The following is a 22,705-nucleotide window of genomic DNA, read 5'->3' on the forward strand; positions in this document are numbered from 1 at the left end:
CGGCTGCTTCGTCATCATCCCCGTGAACATTGGATTCAAAGGGGATTGACCATGACACAGGCTTGCGTTTCACCCGTTTCGATCCATGATTTTGCTGACTTCGCCAGCCGACTGAAGGCTACTTTGCTTGATCTATTGATCTACATTGTGCTGGCCTGGACCCTGCCTCCGATTCTAAACAAGGTCACGGGCTTGATCAAAATCCCGGAACTCACAGCTGTCCTTGTGATCGCCTTTATTATCTTTTTTGAGGCGGCTCAGGTCGCCATCTGGGGGCGTACTCTGGGTCATAGGGTATTCGGCCTGCAGGTGGTTGATGCCCGGGGCCAAAATCCGAACTTTGCCCAGGCACAGGCCCGATGCTTGATCAAAGTGGCTTTGGGGGTCGTGGCCTTTATCTCGATGATGGGTGGCTCGGGCCAATCCGTGCACGATATCATCACCTCGACCCGCGTGATTTACGCCCGCTCCTGACCAGCCTCACCGGTCCGAAATCTCTGCACATAGGTATTGAGTTTGGTACGCAGCTCCGCCTGGGTTTCCGGGCGACTTCGCGTTTTAGGAAAGATGGCGGTGCTGTGCGGTGTCCGGTCCAGCCAAAAGAGTCCGGTCGTCTCCACCGCCTCAGGGGTCGCAGCCAGCCAGACAATGGTATCCGCACCCTGCTCGGGAGTCCTGAGCCAGGGTTTGGTCTTTTCATAGAACTTCGGCAGGGAATGCGAGACCGCCGGCGTATCCGCCCAGCCCGGGTGCATGCTGTGCACCGTAATCCCAGCTGCCTTCCACTCCTGAGCCCAGAGTTCGGTTATATCCACCAGCCCACGCTTGGCCCGGGCATAGGCTTTGCTGCCGTTATAATCCTCATGTTCAAATTCGAGATCATTCAGAACCACGGGCTGCGTGTACATGCCCCCCGATGTCACATTGATCACCCGCGCCTGACCGGCTTTTTCCAGGAGAGGCCTTAGGCCTTCGGTCAGCATATAAGGCGCCAGCAGCAGCGTGGCAAACGACTGCTCCACCCCCTCGGCGGTCACCACACGCTGATTGAAAAGCGCGCCGGCGTTATTGATCAGCACATGAATGGGCTCACCACGTTTCAAAAGCCTCGTGATCAGATTCTGCACATCCTGCATCAGACTCAGATCAGCGATTTCAATCCGTGGCGCCTTACAGCCCTCGCTGACCAGCAGCTCACTAAAATGCTGAGCCTTCTTTTCATTACGCGCCACGACAATCAGATTCGCCCCGAGTCGACCGAGACTCCTCGCCGCCGCCGCACCAATGCCCGAGGTAGCCCCGGTAATCAGAATGTTTTTGCTGGAAAGATCGGTCGCAATCCCCGTCCATCGACTTTTGCCGGCAATAAAACCCCGGCGGGTGAATTTAAAAAGTCCGGGCAGCACCATGTGATCCGCAAGTTTCGTCCAGGCCGTAGGCTGCCAGTCGGTGGCCGCACCTTCGAGGGTCCGCTTTAATGTTTTCAGAGCATGCCCGGCATTGGCTTTGACAAGAGGGGAGAGGATTGGCGCCAGTTTCGACATCGGATCCTGATAATAGACATCGATCTGATAATGAATCGTGCAGCGGGTGTCATCCCCTTCAAAGCGAATGCGATCCACCAGACTGTAGTTATCCGCCATCCCCTTGAGCTCAAGGTAACGGTCCTTGTGCATTTCCGTAATGTGGTAGTTCAGACTCAGCTGAGTCCACGCAAACTTCACCTGAATGTCAAAGTGCGTTCCAACCTGGAGTGGTCCGGGAGTTGTCTTCTGCGCCTGGATCACACTTGGGTCCCACGAGGCGGTGTTGCTGAAGTCACTGAGGTAAGCGTACACAAAGGATAGGGGACGCTGGATCTCAAGGGACTGCTCAAAGGTAATGCTGCTCATCGGAATCCTCCCTGCTCTCAGCCGATTCTAGCGCAACCTCAAGGAAAAGATACCCTGATTCCAGGCTCGTAAAAACTCCAAGGGCCGCTCTGGTTCATCATTAGGGGCGTGGCAAAGCAGCATTGTCTGCACGACGAAACCGACTGAAGCCCGGGCTCTGCTCCCTCTCGAAAGGTTTCCGCGCACGATCAAAGGTCGCCTTTCCAAACCGTCCCTGTTAATCTTCCCCTCCGTTGACCCAGGGTTGAGGACATCATGATCGAATGCCAGGAGCTGCGAAAAGAATTCCGTGTCTATCGAAAGGACCCCGGCTTCATGGGTTCCTTGCGGTCTTTTATCCGGCGAAGCTATGACACGCGCGCGGCCGTGCACGGCTTCGACCTGCAGGTCGATCGAGGGGAAATGGTCGGTCTGCTCGGACCCAACGGCGCTGGTAAAACCACGCTGATGAAAATGTTCGCCGGTATCATCGTCCCGAGTCAGGGGCGGATCAAAGTCGCCGGTCACGTGCCCTTTCAAAGGGAACAGGCCTTTCGGAAAAAAATCGCCTTGGTCATGGGCCAGAAGTCGCAGCTCTGGTGGGATATCCCGGCCATGGATTCCTTTCTGCTCCTGCAAAAATACTATGAGATCCCCGAAAGGGATTTTAAAAAACGACTCGCGGAGCTGGCCGCTCTGATGGCGGTCGAGCCCATGCTGAAGGTTCATGTACGGAAGCTGTCCCTGGGGGAGCGCATGAAGATGGAGCTGATCGCCTGTCTCCTGCACCAGCCCGAAGTCCTGTTTCTGGATGAGCCCACCATTGGGCTTGATCTGGTGGCCCAGCGCAACATGCGCGATTTCATTGCCTCCTGGCAAACCCAGCACAAGACCACCGTAATCCTGACTTCCCATTACATGGCCGATGTGGACGCGCTCTGCGATCGGATCGTTCTGGTGCTGGACGGAACCAAGCGATTCGATGGGTCCATCCAGGAGTTTTCCGGAATCCTGGGGCGCGAGAAATATGTGCGCGTGAGTTTTGAGCAGAACGTGTTGCCGGACGCGAGGTTTGAGGCTTGGGATCCGCAGTGGAATGAGACCCATACCCGGGTGGACCTGCGCATTCCTGAAAAGCATCTGCGCGAAGCCGCCGTGGCGATTCTGCAGAATTATCCGGTGATCGATTTCAGTATGGAACAGCTCCCTATTGAACGGGTGATGAATGCCCTGCTGGCCAATCCGCAACTCCTCAAAGGGGAGGCCGCCCTTGGCCGAACTTAGGAAATGGCTGGCGACCATACGTATCAGCTGGAGTCGGCAGCTTGCCTATAAATTGAACTTTCTCCTGCTGGTGATCGGACCCACCCTGGTGTTCTTTTTTGTGAAGTATAACCTCTGGCGCTCCATCTATGCCCTCGAAGGGGTGGACACCATCCAGGGTTACGATCTGCAGGCCATGCTGCATTACCAGGTCTGGGGGATGATCGTCGGGTTTTTAGCCCAGGGGTTTCAGAATATGAATCTGGCGGAGGATATCCGGCTCGGGAGAATTTCGAGTTATCTCGTCTATCCCTTTGGTTTTTGGCAGTTTCATACGGCCGGGTTTATCGCCTTTCAGATGATCCAGCTCCTGGTGGCATTGGTGACTCTGCTGATTCTGCGGCTGACCGGCATGCTCGGGGTCTGGGATTGGTGGGGGCTCGCCCAAGGGATCGGCTTTTCCATGCTGATGGGGCTTTTCTGGTACCAGGTGAGCTTTGTCCTGGGACTGGCTGCCTTCTGGCTGGAGGAGACCTGGGTGCTGCGGGTCATGTTTGTAACCATTGCTCAGTTTATGTCGGGGGCGATCCTGCCTTTGGAGATCTACCCGGAATGGTTGCTCGGGTTTCTGCAATGGACCCCCTTTCCTTATTTGACCTATGTGCCGGTGAAGATTTTTATGGGCACCTGGACGGAGCCGCTCTGGAACGGAGTCCTGACCGTGAGTGCCTGGCTGGCCCTGGTGAGTGCTCTGTCCTATGTGGTGTGGCGGCGGGGACTGCGACTTTATACGGCAGCGGGGATGTAAACGATGTCTTGGCTCGTGCGGTACTGGGGTGTCTATCGGGAGTTTCTGGCCAACGCCTTTGCCGAGGCGAGCAGCTATCGTCTGCACTTTGTCCTGCTGATTGTCATGGACCAGCTGTTTTATTTGAGCAGTCTCGGGTCGGTGTCGTTTATTTTCGATCATGTGCAGTCGATCGGTCCGTGGGGGCGGGATGAGTTTATGTTCTTTACCGCCTTTATGCTGGCCGTCGATCATTTGCATATGACCTTTATCAGTGAGAGTTTCTGGAACTTCTCCTTTGACCTGCGGACGGGGAAGCTGGATTTTGTGCTCTTGCGGCCCTTGAATACCTTATTTTCCATATTTTTCAGGTATATACGCCCCGCCACCATGATTAATTTTGTGACGCCTTGGGCCTTTTTGATTCATTTTGGACGTGCGGTGGAACTGGGGACCTGGCAGTGGGTGAGTGTGCCGTTTCTGATTGTGTTTTCGCTGATGTTTCTCGTTTCGGTGGAAATTCTGATTTCCATGCTGATGTTCTGGACGGTTGAGGCCTTTGGGATCAATTTTCTGAGGATGCAGCTGCAGAATATTTCGCGCTGGCCGGACTTTGTCTACCGAGGGGTGGCGCGGCGGTTTTTTAGTTTGGTCATTCCAGTCCTGCTCGTGGGGAGTGCTCCGGTGAAGGCTCTGCTCAATCCAGAGGAACATGCGACCGGACTGGCCTGGATGCTCCTGCTGCTCTTTTTGTTGTGGGGTGCCATTCGCCTGGTCTGGCGCCTGGGTCTTCGCAGTTATGAATCCGCCTCCAGTTAGGTTTGCATCCCCCGTCTTCTCCTGATGGCCCCCTTTGCTGATATAATGAAAGGAGAAAGACCAGAAGGGGGCTGCATGCAAGACCACAATGACAAACGCAAGTACATCCGCTTTGAACCCGATAGTGGGGATTTCGTGCAGATCGATAAAAATCCACAAAGTACGGAGTTTCAATTCCAGGATGTGGCGCTTCTGGTCGAGGAATCCCCTATGGGCGGTTTCGGGATTGCCTGCCTGCGTACGGTAGGTTTGGTCAAAGGGACGGTTTACCGTTTTAAAGTTGGCAAGATGGCCCCACTGAAAGCCGAAGTGGTCTGGGAGAGGATCCTGGATGATAAGGTTGTGCGGTACGGATTGCGGTTTCTTGAATAATCCTTCCGCCTGTGCGGTTTTCACCCACAGGCATCCCGCCTAAAATTTAGCTAGCCACGTCGCCCGCTTTTACTATCATCACCCGGCATTTTCACTTTACCGGGGTCACTTGTGATAGGTCATCTTCCCTGTCTTAGGATTCATTGTGCAACGCTCGGGCATGCCCAGGCTTTGGCAATGTCGATCCCGCTCGGAATGGCTTACGATTGCTTCAGACGGCAACCCAAGGCGTAAGAAGGGATAGGAGAAATTCCATTGATTGGAGACTTCTTTGACCGGGGTTGTCCGAATAAGCGGCCTACCTGGACATTTTTGTCTTTTTATCTAAGCAAAAATGTTTTTAGAAAAAACTAATCTAAATTTAGTACTTTATCAAATTAAGCATATTGTGCTATCAAAGCTCGATTTGACGTGGTCATTTGCCAATGGGCGGGTATATGAAGTCAAAATTGGGCATTGTTCTCATGATGATCTCTGTCGTGTTCATGAGTTGCACAGGCAAACGCTGGCAGAATCAAATTAATGCCTTAGCCCTGGAATGCGGTGTTCCTAAGAACTACTCTTTCGAGAGTGTGTATATCTTGAAGCTCAATTCAACTAGAACAATTTCAGACAAAAACGACGTTCAAGCCTACACAGTACTGCAAACCACCGATCGTTCCGTGCCTCTTGACTTCAACCTAAGCCCTAAAAACTGTCTTATGTTCGAGCGTGCTGATTTGGAAGGAGTACGGCGGGTCTCTGTCATTGTACAGAACCGTGAAGCCGCGGAATTCGTTCCGAACCTGTCTGAGTCCATTCTTTCTAATGCTGAGTTGAAAGAGTGTGGACGCCACTGTCAAGCTTTTCCTCTTTGTGGTTTGTTGCCCAACACTGGTAATTCAGATGCGAAAAGCAGCGTTCTTAAAATGAATGTGGCTGAGGGCGTCAAGGCTAACGTTTCAGTCGAATCAGACTTTGCCAGTTTCCCCCTTGAAGTTAACGAGCGGCAGTGTTTTGTGCTGTCCTTATCAAGTGCCGGAAAATTAAAAATCCAGGATGCCCATGGAAATTTCTTCGATGATATTGTCGAAAACGTTGTAGCTCAATCGAGTCGGAATAAGATGCCGGTTCACTCGATATCTCTGCGAGGTCCATTGACCGAGCAAGAAAAAAGGTGCAGGCAGGATCCTGTGCATTATCGCATGGACGGGGAAAACTGTGTTGCTAAGAGTTTTCGGTATTACTGTGAGGATTCACCTTCGCATGCCAGTGTTATAGCTTTGAGTCAGTTTTTTGTGAGGAAAGACTGCGAGCGTATCGAGGAATTCCTAAGAAATCAGACAAGCCTGGATTTCTCCTATAAGAGCTTGATCGATGCAGAAATTTTTTCCGGCTTGGAGAATATGCAACATCTGGATTTACGCGGCAATAAGCTGTCTTCATTAGCCTCGGTTCGAGAACTACCTAATTTGGAGAGTCTTAAGATCTCACGCAATAGCGGCCGATTTGACATCGCATCAGTCGCCCGATTTAGACAGCTGAAGAAACTGGATATTCGACTATCTCCTATTTCCAATGTTGATCAGTTGCCAGTGATGGGGAGTGTTGAAGAACTTAAAATATCTGCAGAGCATACGCAAATCCTTGCGAAGTTTACTGGGTTGAAACGGCTTTATATAGAAGGCGGAGACCGAGTTGATTTGTCAAAATTACCTAATGCAAATCTGCAGTTTCTGTCAATTTTGTCTGTTTCTGAACTTGTTGGCTTAGAGTCTCTTCAACAATTCCCAGGCTTGGAAGAACTCGAATTGAACTTTGTGGAAAACTTGGGTAAAGCAGATTTTCCAGAAATTCAGAGTTTAAGAACCCTTACTCTAAAATTTTTGCCGCTTTTAAATCTTAATAACCTGCAGACAATGTCGGCACTGCACGAGCTTACTCTTGAATCAAATACGGGGATACCTTTCTTGGGCATTCTTCCGAAATTAAATCAGATAAAGTCGCTGAAATATCTCAACTATGAAATGCTAGACCTTAGCTGGCTGGAGCAATTTTCCAGCCTCGAGAAACTTACTCTGCAAGGGAACTTAGATACTTTTGAATCGCTTCCCCTTTTACCTTCCCTTTTTATTTTGGATACGCAGGACTTGGCACTCGGCAATCTAAAGGGGCTTCATAATTCTCCGAATTTGAAATATTTGCGACTTTTTGATAAGTCGAACGTACTGGATTTGAATGACTTGCCACAACTCCCTTATCTTGAAAACTTTTTCTATCAAACCATACCGGTAGCCGATCAGGTTTTGCCTCCATCAGATATTTTTTGGATGCAGAAGGTTCCTAGCCTGCGTATTCTTTCGGTAGACATCAATCCAAAACAACAAAATCTTGAGGATTACCTTCCAAAGAATATAGAAGACCTAGCAATCTACTCCTACGGTCCCATCAGCCTGGATTTTCTATCGAATATGCCGTATCTAAAAAGATTGGAATTAGACTTGAACGAAACGACGATCAAGGATGCTCAACATATCATTGTACGCCCCTTGGATTTCGTTGCAATTTTTGTGAATATTGACAGTTTGAGACTTTTGCCAAAATTTATGAATGCTGACGTACTTTACTTAAATGTCGACAGCGAGGGTAGTAGCCCAAATGAAACTGCAGTGCTTGGTGAAAAAATTCTTGCTGCACGTGAAGTGACGTTAGGTGCCGGGGCAAGAGATGTAAGCTGGCTGAAGAACCTTGTCGATCTGGAATACCTATCTTTATCGACCTTCCTCTCGAGCCTGGAAAACTTTCCTGACCTGCCATCGGTCAAGAGTTTAACTCTAAAAGACACTGCCAATATAGCACATCTAGCCGGTATAGATAAATTTAAAAATTTGGAGGAAATAGATTTTGCTGGAAATTGGACATTTAATACTCTGGAACCTCTTCTAAATCTAAAAAGCCTTCGATTAATCAAGAATGCAGACAGAATGCGCGGAAATTTTTTGGATGAGCAGACCTGTCCAGAATCAATGGAAGCCCCAAAGGGGCTTCGCGAATACTGTAGAAATCTGCAGCTGCCTTTTGCGACACCTCTTGGGCCGCTGCCGTTTTGATCAGTATTACTTTTTTTCTCCACTTTTGGAGATGGTGACAACTTTGCTGGATTTTCCGCTGTCCGAGCCTACCGCTTCAATCTTCTCCACAACATCCATACCGTTCACGATTTTGCCGAACACAACATGACGACCGTCTAGCCATGGGGTTTTCACGGTCGTAATGAAGAATTGAGAGCCGTTGGTATTTGGACCGGCGTTGGCCATACTCAGGTAGCCGGGACCTTCGTGTTTTAATTTGAAGTTTTCATCGGCGAACTTGGCGCCGTAGATCGACATCCCACCCGTACCGTCACCGTTGGTGATATCTCCGCCCTGCAGCATAAATTTTGGAATGATACGGTGGAACTTGTTGCCTGTGTAAGTCAATTTCTTGCCGTTAACTTCCTTGTCTCCTATACAGATCCTCATAAAATTTTCTGAAGTTTTTGGGGTATCTTTTCCAAAGACTCCGATGACGATCTGTCCAGCTTTATTCCCGTCAATCTCTATATCAAAGAAACATTTTTGGGTAACTTCCGGCCCGGCTGTTTCCTTGGCCGTGGCTTCGGCGGTTGCAGCAGGGTTCGGAGCATCCTTCTTCGGCGAAGCCGACAACGCAGGCAAAGCCGCAGCTAAACCTAAACTCAAAGCAAAACAACGTGAAATCAGCATCACTAACTCCTCTGATGGCGATAGGTCCAAGGCCACCAGACTAGCATCCCAACTGGCTGAAATAAATCTGCTTTATGTGACATAGTGGGGTAGGGGGAAAGGGGAGGCCCGCAGGCCCCCCACAATTAATCCATGGTAGCATTCACGTGGAGTCGTGCGACAAAGCCGCAGACATCACCCTCGAAGGAACTTCCAAGTCCACCCGCGATCACGCCCCAGAAGCTGGAGACGATCGCCCGGACATCACCATTAAACCCAATCGGAGCGTTAAAGGCCGCCACGCGCGAACCGTCCCGTCCCATGGCAGCCATGCGGCCTTGGGTGATTCCGCGGAAGGTGGTGAACGCCCCGCCGGCCCAGATCAAATCGTTGTCTGTATCGTAATCCAGGGCATAGACCGTACTGTTAAAACCCGTTGCATTGAACCCAGTCGCCATACCTCCGGTGCTCTCGAGCTTGGCAATGCGGTTGGCCACAATCGTCGATTGATACCGGCTGAAGGCGCCACCGACATAGAGCGCGCCCTCGGTCGGCATCCAGAGCAAGGCTTGGACTGATCCGTTGAAACCACTGCCCGGTTCAAATCCCGAGGCCAACGACCCATCACTGGCCAGCTTGACCAAGCGCGGGGCGTTGCCAACGGCGCTGTTGTATTTTGTGAATGATCCGCCTACGAACACCATATGGTCATCTGTTCCAGGAACTACGGCCAGGGCCGCCACGTTATTATCAAACCCTGTTCCAGTTGCAAAATTCGGATCCAACTTCCCATCGGCTGTTAAACGAATCAGGCGGGCCGCCGCCGCGGTCCCATTTTTCGTGAACTTGCCGCCGACATAAATCACTCGCGAACCTGCCCCTGGCATGCTGGCCAGCGCGATCGCATAGACATCGGAATCGAAACCATCCGGAACAAAGCTGGAATCCAGACTGCCATCCGCGTTCAGACGGGCGATCCGATTGCGGGCGATGCCGTTGACCTGAGTAAAGGTTCCTCCGACATAGAGTTTTTTCTCGCTGTCGTCCCAGGCCATTGCATAGACGTTGCCGTTAGTGACCTGGCTGTTAAAGGTTTTATCGCGATTCCCCTTCCGATCGACTTTGACCACACGGTTGGCGATTTCGCCGTTATAAGTCGTAAAACTCCCGGCAAGGAAATACTGGACGCTCTCCCGAGGCTGGGCCGGATTTTCGTAGAGGCGTGCTGTCGCATAAACATAGCTGTTGAGGTTAGAACCGCGAGGACTGGCTGGGTCCAAGGCTCCATCCGTTCCGGAGGCGGCGAAGAAGAAGGCGGTGCTTTCCCCGGCGTAACGCTGGAAGTTACCCCCGCCGATCAGCTTGCCTGTATCGGTAAGACGTAGTGTTTGCAAGGTGCCACTGGTTCCCGTCACCAGACTTGTATCCAACGAGCCATCGGCCATCGACAGGCGGGCCAGGCGTGTCAGCGGCGCCGTTCCATAAAGGGTGAAATCACCCCCGACATAAATCTTCTGATTGGCCTCGTCCACTTCAATAGCATAAACCGTGCTATTGAATCGAGGGCTGGTCGAAAGCCCCTTGCTAAAATCCGTATCGGGCATGCCGTCCGACTTCAGACGCACAAAGCGAGCATAATAGGACGAGCCCCGATAACGACCAAAACTCCCGCCCACATAGAGCCGCTGACGGCTGTCCATTTTCAATGTCACCACCGTGCTGTCAAATCCAGCACCAAGACTCAGACTGGTATCGATATCACCCGCATCCGTAAGCTTGACAAGGCGGGCCGTGGTCACGCCACCATAATCTGTAAACTGCCCACCTACATAAATTTCTGAGCTGCCAGGTTCGGGCAGAATCGTCCAAACAGTACTGTTGAAACCCAGACGGTTGAGTTCCGCACTATGCTTCAGTGTGAAATTCGAATCCAACTGCCCATCCGCAGTGCGCAAAGCCGCCAGCCTGTTCATGGCTGTAGCAGGCGTTGAGGTTAACGCCGTGAAGCTTCCGCCCACATAAAGCCGAGCTTCGTCGTGACTTAGCGCCAGGGTCATGACCGTATTGTTCAAGCCAGCTGCTATGAAATTTTCGTCCAGGTCACCGGCTGGCGTCAGGCGAGCCAAGCGGTTCCGTACCTTGCCACCGACATTTGAAAATGAACCACCCATGTAAATCGATCCGTCGCTAGCAAGTGCCAGGCTATAAACCGAGCCATTAATCAACGCAGGTTTGAAACTCCTATCCAAGGTGAAATCGGCATTCAAACGCAGCAGCCGAATCGCAGGATCCTGCTGATAGACCACGAAGTCGCCACCCACCAAAACCTTGCCCGTATGTTCCCCTTCAAGAATAGGAAGAACGACCCGCACCAGGCGATCGAATCCATCCGCTTTGCTGAATTCCAAAGGTTCGATGGCCGTGGAACTGGCTCGTGAAGGGTTCTCGTTATAATTCAAAGCCTTATCCAAGGCAAAAAGAGCGTAATGATAAGGCTGACCGCCTTGGGCCGTTTCATCAAACATTTGCAGGGATGCACTCACTCCAACGACGTGATGCTGACCTCCGTCGATATCATCACCGCTGGCATAGGATTGACCCGAGCTTGGTGTCCAGGTTACAGGGTTTTCGGACCGAATCACCAGATAGGTATCAGCGTGCGGAACCGCGTCCCAGGATAAGCGATTCCTTGAGACCAAAGGCACAATGTTCAGGTTGGAGGGTTCACCTGGCATGGTTCGATCCAGAATCCAGTCATAGCGGAAAGCCAATGACAGGTCCTGCCAGTTGCCGGTTGAAGTCCGGCCTCTCACGCAGAGGCGCATCAGGCCATCCGCGTACGCAGCATAATCATGATAGATGCCCGCTGTGATCGCGGCTTCCGAGCTATAACCCACGCTGCTGGAGCAATCCGTGTTATCCGCTGATCCCAATTTTTGTTTATAATGGGTCACCAATTTACCTGTCACCAGCGCTTGAAGGTCCGTGGTGCGGCTCGGATTCGGGTAATCCACTCACAGAAACCGAGACGATGGTCGTGTCGAAGATGAAGTTAGGACTTGCAGCATAGGCATTGAGGCTCATGCTGTCCGTGGCTTTTACGCAGACTTTATAAGTCCCCGTCTTGCTCAAGACGGCATCATCGGAACGAGGCACTCCCGCGGAATAGGTCAGCGTGCTGCTGCAGCTTGAGGTGCTCCCGACAATTTTATAGGCCAACGCGTGACTGCTGGAATCCTTAACCGTGACCGCATCCACCAAAGGCAAACCCTTGGCTTTCTCGATTGGGTTTAAATAGCCATCAGCCAGGAAAGAAGCGAGACTTATGCCAGTAATTTGGGGTGGCAGTGTATCCACTGTGATCTGCTGCTGAGCCTTGGCCGTGTTGCCGAAGGCATCACTGGCACTCACTTCAATAATATAGACGCCATCACCACCCAAGGTCACGGTCGTGTCACGCTGATTGTTGGGTAAAAAATTGACAGCCAGGGGTCCACTCAGTTTTGACCACTGAATCGACACCGCGTCCTCACTGATCGCAGAGCTAAGACTGCGTGTTTTGGTGGCAGTCAGGATCGGATCGCTTAAAGACACCAAGGGCGGCGTATGATCGTAGTGCCAGCTGAAACGATCGGCGCTGGCGTTCCCAGCTTCATCTTCCGCTGTCAGCTCAATCACATAATCACCGTCCTGGTCAGTGGTTATGACTGTTGATGCCCCATTGTTAGGCGTAAAGTGCAGAGCACCGGGACCACTGATTTTGGACCAACTCAATGTGTGAGCGCCTTGAATCGAGGCAGTTCGGCTCAATGGACCAGCCGTGCTCGCATCTTCACCCGCTTCAATAGCGGGGGCACTGGTATCCCAGGTGAACTGCAGCCTGGATCGACCGGTCTGACCGCTGCTGTTGGTCGCGGCCAATTCAATTTCATAAATTCCGTCCGTATCCGCCGCGAGAGATGTGGTCGCGGCAGTAGGATCAGAAAAAGTGATACGACCAGGACCACGGACCATACTCCAGGCTAGGTTTTTTCCATTCGACGTGACCGCAGCAGTGACTGTGACCGGCGAACGGGTTACGAGATTCGGACCTGCATTTACGGTTGGGGCAACTGGCTGCGGATCAATCTGTATGAGGAGATTGTGTTGGGTTCGATAGATGGCATTGCCGACCTGAATTTCAAAAGACAAAGCGGTTATCTCCGCCACAGCCGGGGCTAAAAAATTCCACACTCCATCCTGGCCCGAAACCGCGACCTGAGGGCCACTGGTTTGGGTTAAAGTCCATTGATAAGGCCCCGTTAAATTGGTGGCAAAGGCCGGCCGGATCTCAACATTTTCACCGCTGACGGCCATCAGTGGGTTTGGGCTCACCACAAAACTGGGGGCTAAAACCTGGATACGGAGCGACGTAATGGTCTTGAGGTCTTTGGCACTCACCTGCAAAATGGGATTCGCATCGCCTATCTGATCCAGCTCGGGACGCCAGCTGATGGCGCCGGTGTCGGCATCAATCGAGAATCCACGAGGACAATCCAGAACGCACGTAAAAGTCAGGGCATCCTGGACAGGATCGGAGGCCGTTGCGGCCAAATTCAAGGTCTCGGTAGCTATAACGGTTTGATCGGCAAAGTCTTGCCAGACAGGAGCCTTGTCCGGATTGCTCCATGGCATGTTGATACAGATTTCGTTGCTGTCGACGACGACGGGGTTTTTCCTGGTCTTGGCGCGAATGATATAGCAATGCGTACCGGGTTTTTCCGCAAGGACAAGGGTCACAACGTCGTCGAGGCTTTGTATGGGATTCGTGAAGTCATAGGCCACCGTATCCGTTCGCTCGAAGACCAGGTAACTGGCACCCGCCTTGACCACTTCATTCCACGTTAACTTATTGGAGCCGAGTCGACTCAAGGTCAGAGATGGCGTTTCCTCGGTTTTGTCCTTCTCGTTCACGACTACCTGGCTGCTTTCGCCTTGGGATACGGAGCCGACCTTGCCTGGCTTCTCCGCGGCCGCTGTCGTGCCCGTAGCGTCCGTATTGGAAATGGAGCCAGTTGTTTCGGCCACAGTCTCTTCCGGGGCGCCGGCCCCACCGCCGCAGGCTGAGAGCCAAAGTGCAGCTGCTAATGCAAGCAGGACGTTTACGCCGTGGATCATGGACCCGTCTCCCTTCGATTTCTTCGTACCAACCTTCCTCGGCGGTTTACCGAAGGCCTTAATTTGATTCATTTAGCCATGAGAGAACAGGGACATGGACTGGTTCAATGTTTCCCTTGCCAGGCTCCCCATCCCTGCATTTGGGGGAGGGCTTGGACAATCCTTACCTTCTGGCTGGTTCGTTCGGTATAATAGTGGGAAATGCTTATGAGGAGGGCCAATGAGAAAGCAAGTTCTGTCGCTTTGTGCCTGGGGTCTTGTCACCACCGTGGCCCGCGCGCAGACGCCTTCCCAGCCGGTGGCAGGCCCTGAGGATGCTACCTACCTTCTGCCATCCGAGCGCAACACCATCGAAGTGTTTGAACGCCTTTCTGGGCGGGTGGTCAACGTCAGTAACCTCCGTTATGCGCGGGTGGGATTTTTTTCCTTCGATGTGACCGAGGTTCCTGCGGGGACCGGTTCGGGTTTTATCTGGGACAGCGACGGAACGGTCGTTACCAATTTTCATGTCATCCAGGACGCCGATCGGATTACGGTCTCGTTTAAAAATGGTAAAAGCCTTCCCGCGAAAGTTGTGGGTTTTGATCAACGGAAGGATATCGCCGTCCTGCGGGTCAAGCCCGAGGCCGCACGGAATATGGGAAAAATTCCCTTGGCCGATTCCAGTCGTATTTTCGTGGGGCAAAAAGCCATTGCGATCGGCAGTCCCTTTGGTTTGGACCAGACTTTAACCGAAGGCGTGGTGTCCGCCCTCGGTCGTTCGATTCCAGGCTTCGGTGGCAACACCATCCGCGACATGATCCAGACGGATGCCTCGATCAATCCCGGCAATTCCGGGGGCCCTTTGCTGGATAGCCGCGGCTACCTCCTGGGCATGAATACCATGATATTTTCGGAAAGTGGCGGGGCTCAGGGTATTGGCTTTGCCTTGCCAGCCAACACTATCAACCGTATCGTGACACAGATCATTAAAAATGGTCGTGTGATTCAACCCAGTCTTGGTTTTGAGCCCTTTGATAGCAGTATCAACCGTCAGCTGAACATTGAAGGCGTTATCATTCGCGTAGTCGCAGATGGTGGCGGATCGGCCCGCGCTGGTCTGCGCGGGACGCACAGGACCAGGAACGGTGATATTATTCTCGGGGATATTATCATAGGGATTGAAGACAGGAAAATTCGTTCGTTTGACGACCTCCTGAATACGCTGGATGCGTATCAGGTCGGCGACACAGTCAAAGTCACATTTATTCGGGAAGGCAAGAAGCGAACCCTTCCCGTGCAACTGGCCGATATGAACGTCCGCTAAATCCTAAGTGGGCTCGAAGCTTCCGTCGATGCCTTCGAGTCCCCACTCCTCGCAATCAAACTCATCCAGCAGTTCCCGCAAAGCGTGCTTCAAGCTTGGGCGCTTTGGTTTCTTCACCAGAGTCATATGACTGTCTTCTGGCGTCCGACTGCCTTTCCTCGAATTGCAGGCAATGCAGGCACACACGGTGTTTTCCCAGGTGTCCGCGCCGCCCTTGGACTTTGGAATGATGTGGTCGATGGTCGCTGATTTTTCGTTGAGCTTTTTATTGCAGTACTGGCAGTGGTATTTATCGCGGCGGAAAACATTGTGGCGTGAATAAGTGACAGCACCGGCTGCAGCGGTGAAGGACTTAATGTACCGCTTGAGCTTGATGATCTGGGGTCGGGAATAAGCCTTTTTCGCCGAACGGACAAAACTGTCATAGGCCTTGACCAGTTCGGCTTTCTCGGTCAGGAGCAGAATCATCGCTTTCTGCCAGCTGACCACTCGGACCGGTTCATAACCGGAATTCAGGACAAGGGTCTTCATGCTTCACCTCTCGCGCGCACACTGAACAGTATCAGGCGATTATGATGCTGGTTTCCTAGGGATTTTTTGCCATAGGTCCAGCATAACATCAACAAGCCGCGAAAGCTTAGTCAAAAAACACAGGCCTTAAGCTTAGGACGCCATGATTCCGCTTTACGCTTTGCGGAACTTGCGGTAGGGTCGCCTCGCCAGCCTTCAGTCGGAGCTGCTGAAACAGTGCAGCTCATCAGGAACTACGGATTCATCGTCAACCTGAAGGTCAGGCGGTGACAGAGAGGGAGAGGGGTTTAAAACCCACTCCCTCTTTATTTTATGGCGAACTGAAACTTACTCAAGCCTCGTTATTCGCGGCCTTCGCCAACTCCTCTTTTTCACCCAGGATCTGCTCCTGGAAATACTCATCATCCATATCGATCTGAGCTTTGATCTGGGCCATGACTGGTCCATTTTTGTTCACAAAGCGTTCAGCCGCATAACGGAAACTCTCGTCGCGTTCGGCATCCTTGATCACCGAATGCGCAATCGCGAGGATCGACTTCATTTCGGCAATGCGTCCGGCATGCAAAAGGGCTGGCGAAAGATTGTCGAACTTCACCAGGTCGGGGCCTATGAGTTTCAACAGTTTCATCAGATCAGCCGGTTTGCTGGCCGAGAAGTTGCCCTTCACCTTGGTTTTCACCAGCTTGAAGAAGATCGACACCAGAGCCAGGTTAAAGGTCTGACGCATCTTAAAGTAACGGCGCATCAGCCAGTCTTTTTCAGCCAGAGCCATCACTCGACTGCCGACCGTGACTTCAACAAAGTCCTTCGGATTGCTCATGATGTCTTTCACAGTGTCTTTAATCACCATCAAAGACTGAATTTCCGAAGTTCCTTCGTAGATGCTCAAGATCAAGCTTTCACGCAGCCACCATTCGGCCCTGTATTCGGTCGTGAAACCGTAACCGCCGTGGATCTGGACCGCATTCCGCGCATACACGTAAGAGCGTTCGCCGCCCCACCATTTGACGAGCGGGGTCCAGTCGCGCAATTTACGCTTATAATAATCCAGTTTCGACGTGATCTCTTCGCGTTTGCCTTCCGGCAGGTTGCCTTCTTCCAGACGACGGTCGCCAATCGCGATCAAGGATGCGAAATGCGCCGCGCGGTAGCAGAGACTGCGGAACGCTTTCAGTTCCACTTCCATATCATAGAGTCGCTCGGCAATCATTTCATGCTTCGCGATAGGCTTGCCCCAGGCTTCACGCTGATGCGCGTAGTCGCGGGACAGACGGTAACACGCTTCCATCACACCCAGCGCTTGGAAGGCGACGCCGAGGCGGGCTTCGTTCATCAGGTGCAGCATGTAGTGAAAACCTTTGCCGTTCTCACCAATCAGATAGCCGATGCTCTTTTCGAATTTCAGAGCACAGGTCGCGGAACCGTGCAGACCGGGTTTTTCCTCGATCTTGGCCACTTCAAAGTTATTCTTGCCGTTCATCTTCCGCGGCACGAGGTAAAGGTTGATGGCCTTCAGACCCTTGGCGCCTTTTTTATTCATGGCCAGAACAAGGCTGATTTCACCGCAGCCGTTGCTGATAAATTGCTTGTTCCCATAGATATGCCAGGTGCCATCACCTTGCTCTTCCCCATAGGTGCGCATACCAGCCAGATCGGAACCGACGTCCGGCTCGGTCAAGGACATGGAACCCGAGACTTCGCCCGAGGCGATTTTGGGAATCCATTCCTCTTTCATGGCCTGGCTACCGAACTGGTCAAGCACGGTCGCGATCGAACCATACCAGCACACGTTCAATGCGGTGGAAGGGCAGGCGCGATAGATCGCTTCAAAGCCGGAAAGTTCGACGGTGAAGGGCGCGTTCATGCCACCGAATTCGCTGCGGATCGACATGCCCGGTCCACCCATCTCTTTAAAGATGCGCACGTTTTCCTGGACCGTTTTTGGGAAAACAACTTCGCCATCGACGAGTTTCAAGTCTTCCTTGGCCACTTTCTGGCTATTGTTCTCAAGAGTGGTTCCTGCGTACTCGCCCACAACCTGGCCAATATCGAGCCAGTTCTTACGATACTCTTCTGCGGTGGACACGCCGAGAGCTTCCTTTTCAGCGTCGGACAACCACGCGAACAGTTCGCTCATTCGCTTGGGGCTCAAGTGATAAGCGATGTCCGGATTGTCGGTAAAAAAGTTCTGCTTGTTTTTCATGGTACAACCTCAATGTTCTCGTCGCATGACATCATCGTGTGGGCGAATGCTGACACAGTAAACCCTTGCCCTGCAGAAATCAACGAAACTTCAGTGTGGTGTTTCCTGATCGAATCCTTGCTGGATCGCTGTCTGCGGCCGAACCGAATTTATTTGTCCGCGTACAAACGTTCAGCCCTAAGCGGGTCTCCCTGTCATGGGATTTAACGCCAACGAGAGCTGATCTGGACTCCCTGATATGTTTTCGGCCTAAATTTTAGAGTCTTCACTGTATTCTGAAAAACGGAATATTTGTCCCGCCTTACTGGATTGGTTTGGAGGGGTGTCGAAGGCCCTAACTATCTTATTTGGTCTAGTCACAATGGCTAGGAGGCCCGCGCTTTACTTTTTGGTATGAGGTCCCTAGACTTAGTTTGTGCCAGACCCTAGCTGTAGAGGTATCTTATGAACGTGCCCTGTCGGACCCTCAAAGTCGGCCTGTCCTTGGTCTTTATCCTTGGATTGAATGCCTGCGGTAGTGACAAAAAATCAGAAGAAGACACGACACCCTGTGCGTCAGCCAACGCGATCGTCGCGGACGCCACCTATGCTTCTCTGTGGACCAATGTTTTTTCGGGTCGTTGTGGAACCTGTCACGGTGTGGCGGCCACCGGTACCCTGGGTGGGCCTGATATGCGAACCAAGGAGGCATTTTATGCAAATTTGGTGGGCAAGACGGTGAATGATTATCAGGACTGGGATCAGGCTCAGATTACCCTGGCCGGTTGCCTGACAACGCCACTCATCAACGCTGGAAAATCCTCAGAATCCCTGGTCGTGGCCACCCTGGACGCTTCCGCCGTTTCGGTAGGCTGCACCGTGAAGCCACACAAAGAGCCGCCGCAAAACATCTGCATCTCCAACGGCAGTCTCGCCAATTTGAAAAAATGGATCGATAACGGCGCGCCCCAGTAATCGGCAGTCAAGAGGAGTACCATGAAAGGGAAGCCGCGCTGGTGGCAGCTGGGTTTAATTATTATTGGAGCCATGCTGCTCCTGTTCATTGGCCTGCTGACAACAGCCTGGCTGGCCCTGCGCTCGCCAGATGTTCAGCAGAGAATTCTGGCTTCGCTCAAGGAGCCGCTGCAAAAAGCCGGTATTAGCGTGGAGGTCGAAAGCCTCGCCGTGGACGTCTTTGCGGGGCTTAATTTACAGAACCTGCGCATGAAGATCGAACGGCCGCCCACCATCGTGGCCCATCTTACCCTCGCGCGGATGCGTCTCGGCTATTCGTTTTGGAGCCTCCTGCATAAACGCATGGATATCAGCGAAGTTCTGGTGGAAGGCTTGCGAGGCGACGTAAAAATGGTCCTTTCGGACGAAGCCAAAGCGGAAGAACCCTCCGAAGGCCTGGGGCCCTTGATTGATATGATCCGTCGTCCTCCCGTGCAACTGGACGGCCCCTCACTCATCGTGCGGGACAATCAATTGAATCTGCAGCTGACGCAGGGTTCCAGACAGATCGTAGCTCATCTGAAAAAAGCCGATATCGATGCGGCAGTCGCTTTGAAACCAGAAATACTCGATGTCTCAGCGCAGATAGCCATGGATGTGCAGGTCGCTCTGGAGCAACATGATCCCTCCGTGGGCTCTTTGAAACTCACGACGACCATGGCTCTCGAGCCCTCCCTGGTCTTTGCTGTTCGCGCTCCGGAGAAGGAATTCAATTGGGACGTTCAGTTGAAACAACTGGATCTTCTGTTAGGCGCAACCAGTTTGCAGCGCAAGGGGACCGACGGATCCCAATTGAATCTTGCTTTCGAGCGTCTGGAGGTCACCCCGACCTTGACCGCGAAACGGCAGGGACCCGTTCCTGAAAATCCGCAAGTCAACGACATCCTGTGGCCGCTCACGAGCGAAGGCCAATTAAAAATTGCGCTGAGCAAGCTGGATTTCAGTCAGCAAAAGGCCGCCCAAAAACTGCTGGCTTCCGCTTCTCTAACCAACGAAAATGCTTGGAAAATAACCCTGCTCAGCACGACCCCGGGTCGCGACCAGAGTTGGGACTTTACCGAAGTGTTAAAAGTCACTCAACTCAAAGCCACGCAAAATAACCAGAACCTGGTCAGCACCCAAGGCCTTGATCTTTCCCTTCAGTCGCAGGCTGAACAGGGTGAAGGCAAAGCGGCCCTCGTTCTGAATGTGAAACCTTTGACTTCACACTTTATCCAGGCGCCCTTGGCCTGGCGTCAGGATCTGAACATCGGCTTTAATCTCGCCAACCCGGCTGCCCGCGTGGTCGGTGAGGGGACCGCCAATGGCGAAAAAATCCTGCAGATCAATGGGGAAGGCCGGGATCAAAATGGAATGCTGCAGGCCCGCTTGGATATGAAGGTGGAGCCGCATCACTCCCTTCGGCCGATTCATGCTGGACTGGCTCAACTGGACCAACTCGGCTGGCCCGCGCTCAATATTTCAATCAACCAGCACGTCCAGCACCCGATGCCACTCACCGAAGTGACTCAGGACAACTGGCAACAACTTACCATAACCAACTCGTTATCTTTGGACATCCGGCAGCAGCAACCGTCTGCGAAAAATCTGGTTCGCTTTAAAACGGCTCAGATCAAAAGTGAATTGAGTCTGCCGGCAAGGGCAGCATCCGCTCCTGACAGTCCTTTGGACTGGACCCTGCAGATTAAAGCTGATGCCTTGCAACACAAAGCCTTGCGAAAACCCGTGGCGCTTGAGCAGGATTTGCATGTGAAAGCCCAGGTCGGCGATCGCATCAGCGGTGAGTTGGCTGGCAAAACCAAAATCGATAACCGTGAGCTCCTGGATTTGAACCTGGATTGGCAGGACAAAACAGGGGAGGTGCACAGTCGCAGTACCCTGAAAATCAACGTGGATCCTTCTTTGCAAAACATCGTCGAGGCTGCCAAAGCCTTGGATGACCTGGGTGGTCTACGGATCTCCAGCCAACACCAAATATCGCTCGTCCATGGCGCCGAGCGGCTGCAGGATATCAAAGGTCTGGATCTGAACCGTATCAAAGCTGACCTGCAACTGACTCAGGTACTGGAACAAACGCCCGTCGGTCAGGCCAAGCGCCGCATCAGCTGGCAGGAACCTTTGCGGTTGGATAGCCGTATCCAGATCGCTCAGGGGCGTGGTGAGCTTCTGACCCGGTTGGTGGAACCCAAGGTGACCGCGCAGGACCTTGCAAGCGTCAATAACCTTCAGACGTTGATTAAAGCCTCGGTCCGCAATCTGCAAAAGCCCGACAGCGGTGAGGTCAAGGTCATGGTCGATGCGGATAGCATCGAACTGCTCAAGGAAATCCCCGAGCAGGAGCATATCCAGAAACTTCTGCGCAAGTTTAAGTTGGTGTTTCACGGTAACCTGGAAAACAAGGACCTTTTCACCATCAAAACCCTCTTCGTGGGCCTGCATGACACTCTGTTTCAGTTCAAAGGGCAGGGGGCATTCCGCCTGAATAGTCAGGGTTACTTCGATGGAATGGTCGACTCCCAAATTGGAAGCGTCACCGATGCTCCCGTCAAGGGCACGGGACGGATGCAGATCCCTATTAAACTCGTCCTTTTCGATAAAACGCGACTCTCTGTGGACGCCGACCCACGGTTTCAGAATTTTTCGGTCCAGTACGGCGACATCGCTGTTAAGAATGTCAACGGCGGGATTTACATCCACGAGGAATTGCAGATTCAAGATGGTCGCGTGGGCTTCCTTTACCTCAACACCATGAATCCCTTCGCACGCGTGGATTATGATAGCCTCGAACCGTATGTTAGTGAGCGTCCGGCCCTTAGTCTGGAACAATTGCGCTATAAACATATTGTGGCTGGCCCGTTCAATCAGAACTTCGAAGTGCGGCAGAACCTGATTCTGCTCAATGAACTTAAGATTGATCTTTTGCAGGGCAGCGCCCTGGGCCGCTACTACCTCGACCTGCATCCCGACCGCCTCCAGTTGGGCTTTTTAGGTCGGTTTTCCGGCATCCAGCCGGAACTTATGAAAGAGCCATCGAAACGTTCGTCACCCAAGGATTGGGCAGCCCTCAGTGGCCGCATGGCCGTAAATTTTGACATCCGCAAGCGTCTGGCTACGGGCCGTCTGGATTTAACAGAAATCGGTCAACGCCAGTTGATGTCACTGCTCGATGTGCTGGATCCGGAGTACAAGGATGAGCAGATGGTTATGGCCCGACGGGCGCTGCGCGTGTCCTATCCCCAGGGCGTGGCCATCAGCATGGAGCAAGGATTGATGGATTTGGGCATCAATCTGGGTGGTGTGATCAGCAAAGATATATTTATTCGATCCATTCCTCTTACCGGTCTGATCAATGCCAAGGCTGGTGAAGCCTTGCAACAGATCGAAAAATTGCTGCAATCGGGAGGTTCCTAATGCGTCGCCTGGTGATGATCACGGTTCTGAGCGCTTTTCTAGGCACAGCTTGTGTGCCTGATGTGTACCTCATTGATCGACAGACAGTCCTGGAGCTCGAAGCCAGTGGCGAGTGGCAGGAACTGGACCAGGCCTACCAGAAACAGGCCTTAAATCCAGGGCCTCAGCCTTTGGAATCGACCAGTGATCTGGTCGAAACCCGGCAAATTTTTGGCATGACCCACAGTGATCTTGAGAAAAAGCCTGCGCCTAAATCCAAGTGAGGTGACC

The 22,705-nt window shown here is 52.4% G+C and carries 16 protein-coding genes; 10 read left to right on the forward strand and 6 right to left on the reverse strand.

Annotated features, from left to right (window positions below):
• The first annotated feature begins 51 nt into the window (after positions 1 to 51).
• Entirely contained in the window at positions 52 to 474 is a 423-nt protein-coding gene (locus tag VE954_RS04540) for an RDD family protein (protein ID WP_324950116.1), read from the forward strand.
• Here the strand turns inward: VE954_RS04540 and VE954_RS04545 are convergent.
• A complete protein-coding gene (locus VE954_RS04545; protein WP_324950118.1) occupies positions 459 to 1,892 on the reverse strand; it encodes an SDR family NAD(P)-dependent oxidoreductase in 1,434 nt (477 codons plus the stop codon). The genes VE954_RS04540 and VE954_RS04545 overlap by 16 nt on opposite strands.
• A gap of 255 nt (positions 1,893 to 2,147) precedes the next feature.
• Between VE954_RS04545 and VE954_RS04550 the strand changes: the two genes are divergently transcribed.
• The 5 genes from VE954_RS04550 to VE954_RS04570 all read left to right on the forward strand — a co-directional run bounded on the left by VE954_RS04550 (position 2,148) and on the right by VE954_RS04570 (position 8,201).
• Positions 2,148 to 3,155, forward strand: coding sequence for an ABC transporter ATP-binding protein (locus VE954_RS04550; RefSeq protein ID WP_324950120.1), 1,008 nt, complete (start codon positions 2,148 to 2,150; stop codon positions 3,153 to 3,155).
• Positions 3,142 to 3,942: an ABC transporter permease gene (locus VE954_RS04555; RefSeq protein ID WP_324950122.1), complete on the forward strand. Its 801-nt coding sequence runs from the start codon at positions 3,142 to 3,144 to the stop codon at positions 3,940 to 3,942. Before VE954_RS04550 ends, VE954_RS04555 begins: the two co-directional genes overlap by 14 nt.
• A gap of 3 nt (positions 3,943 to 3,945) precedes the next feature.
• Positions 3,946 to 4,740, forward strand: a complete 795-nt coding sequence (locus VE954_RS04560) for an ABC transporter permease (RefSeq protein WP_324950124.1) — start codon at positions 3,946 to 3,948, stop codon at positions 4,738 to 4,740.
• Between the two features lie 75 nt (positions 4,741 to 4,815).
• Complete coding sequence (locus VE954_RS04565) at positions 4,816 to 5,112, forward strand: hypothetical protein (protein WP_324950126.1); 297 nt, start codon at positions 4,816 to 4,818, stop codon at positions 5,110 to 5,112.
• Positions 5,113 to 5,549: 437 nt separating this feature from the next.
• Complete coding sequence (locus VE954_RS04570; protein WP_324950128.1) at positions 5,550 to 8,201, forward strand: leucine-rich repeat domain-containing protein; 2,652 nt, start codon at positions 5,550 to 5,552, stop codon at positions 8,199 to 8,201.
• Between the two features lie 6 nt (positions 8,202 to 8,207).
• Here the strand turns inward: VE954_RS04570 and VE954_RS04575 are convergent, their stop codons facing one another.
• From VE954_RS04575 to VE954_RS04585, 3 genes are all read right to left on the reverse strand, one after another.
• The gene (locus VE954_RS04575) at positions 8,208 to 8,855 is read right to left on the reverse strand and encodes a peptidylprolyl isomerase (protein WP_324950130.1); all 648 of its coding nucleotides are present in this window, start codon (positions 8,853 to 8,855) and stop codon (positions 8,208 to 8,210) included.
• 125 nt (positions 8,856 to 8,980) lie between these two features.
• Complete coding sequence (locus tag VE954_RS04580) at positions 8,981 to 11,848, reverse strand: delta-60 repeat domain-containing protein (protein ID WP_324950132.1); 2,868 nt, start codon at positions 11,846 to 11,848, stop codon at positions 8,981 to 8,983.
• Positions 11,793 to 13,991 (reverse strand): hypothetical protein, encoded by a 2,199-nt coding sequence (locus VE954_RS04585; RefSeq protein ID WP_324950134.1) that lies wholly within the window; start codon positions 13,989 to 13,991, stop codon positions 11,793 to 11,795. Before VE954_RS04585 ends, VE954_RS04580 begins: the two co-directional genes overlap by 56 nt.
• A gap of 220 nt (positions 13,992 to 14,211) precedes the next feature.
• On the opposite strand from VE954_RS04585, the gene VE954_RS04590 reads away from it, so the two are divergent.
• Positions 14,212 to 15,297: a S1C family serine protease gene (locus VE954_RS04590; RefSeq protein ID WP_324950136.1), complete on the forward strand. Its 1,086-nt coding sequence runs from the start codon at positions 14,212 to 14,214 to the stop codon at positions 15,295 to 15,297.
• 3 nt (positions 15,298 to 15,300) lie between these two features.
• Here VE954_RS04590 and VE954_RS04595 read toward each other — a convergent pair whose 3' ends face one another.
• Together VE954_RS04595 and VE954_RS04600 are read right to left on the reverse strand one after the other, a co-directional pair.
• Entirely contained in the window at positions 15,301 to 15,828 is a 528-nt protein-coding gene (locus VE954_RS04595) for an HNH endonuclease (RefSeq protein ID WP_324950138.1), read from the reverse strand.
• Positions 15,829 to 16,159: 331 nt separating this feature from the next.
• A complete protein-coding gene (locus VE954_RS04600) occupies positions 16,160 to 18,031 on the reverse strand; it encodes an acyl-CoA dehydrogenase family protein (RefSeq protein WP_324950140.1) in 1,872 nt (623 codons plus the stop codon).
• A 444-nt stretch (positions 18,032 to 18,475) separates the two neighbouring features.
• On the opposite strand from VE954_RS04600, the gene VE954_RS04605 reads away from it, so the two are divergent.
• Genes VE954_RS04605 through VE954_RS04615 form a run of 3 tightly spaced genes read left to right on the forward strand, consistent with a single transcriptional unit; the run spans position 18,476 to position 22,698 of the window.
• The gene (locus tag VE954_RS04605) at positions 18,476 to 18,985 is read left to right on the forward strand and encodes a hypothetical protein (protein WP_324950142.1); all 510 of its coding nucleotides are present in this window, start codon (positions 18,476 to 18,478) and stop codon (positions 18,983 to 18,985) included.
• A gap of 21 nt (positions 18,986 to 19,006) precedes the next feature.
• Positions 19,007 to 22,435, forward strand: a complete 3,429-nt coding sequence (locus tag VE954_RS04610; protein ID WP_324950144.1) for a hypothetical protein — start codon at positions 19,007 to 19,009, stop codon at positions 22,433 to 22,435.
• On the forward strand, positions 22,435 to 22,698 hold the full coding sequence (locus VE954_RS04615) for a hypothetical protein (protein ID WP_324950146.1): 264 nt from the start codon (positions 22,435 to 22,437) through the stop codon (positions 22,696 to 22,698). The genes VE954_RS04610 and VE954_RS04615 overlap by 1 nt, the downstream gene beginning before the upstream one ends.
• Positions 22,699 to 22,705: the final 7 nt, after the last annotated feature.

This window comes from Oligoflexus sp. (genome assembly GCF_035638955.1).
Lineage (GTDB): Bacteria > Bdellovibrionota_B > Oligoflexia > Oligoflexales > Oligoflexaceae > Oligoflexus.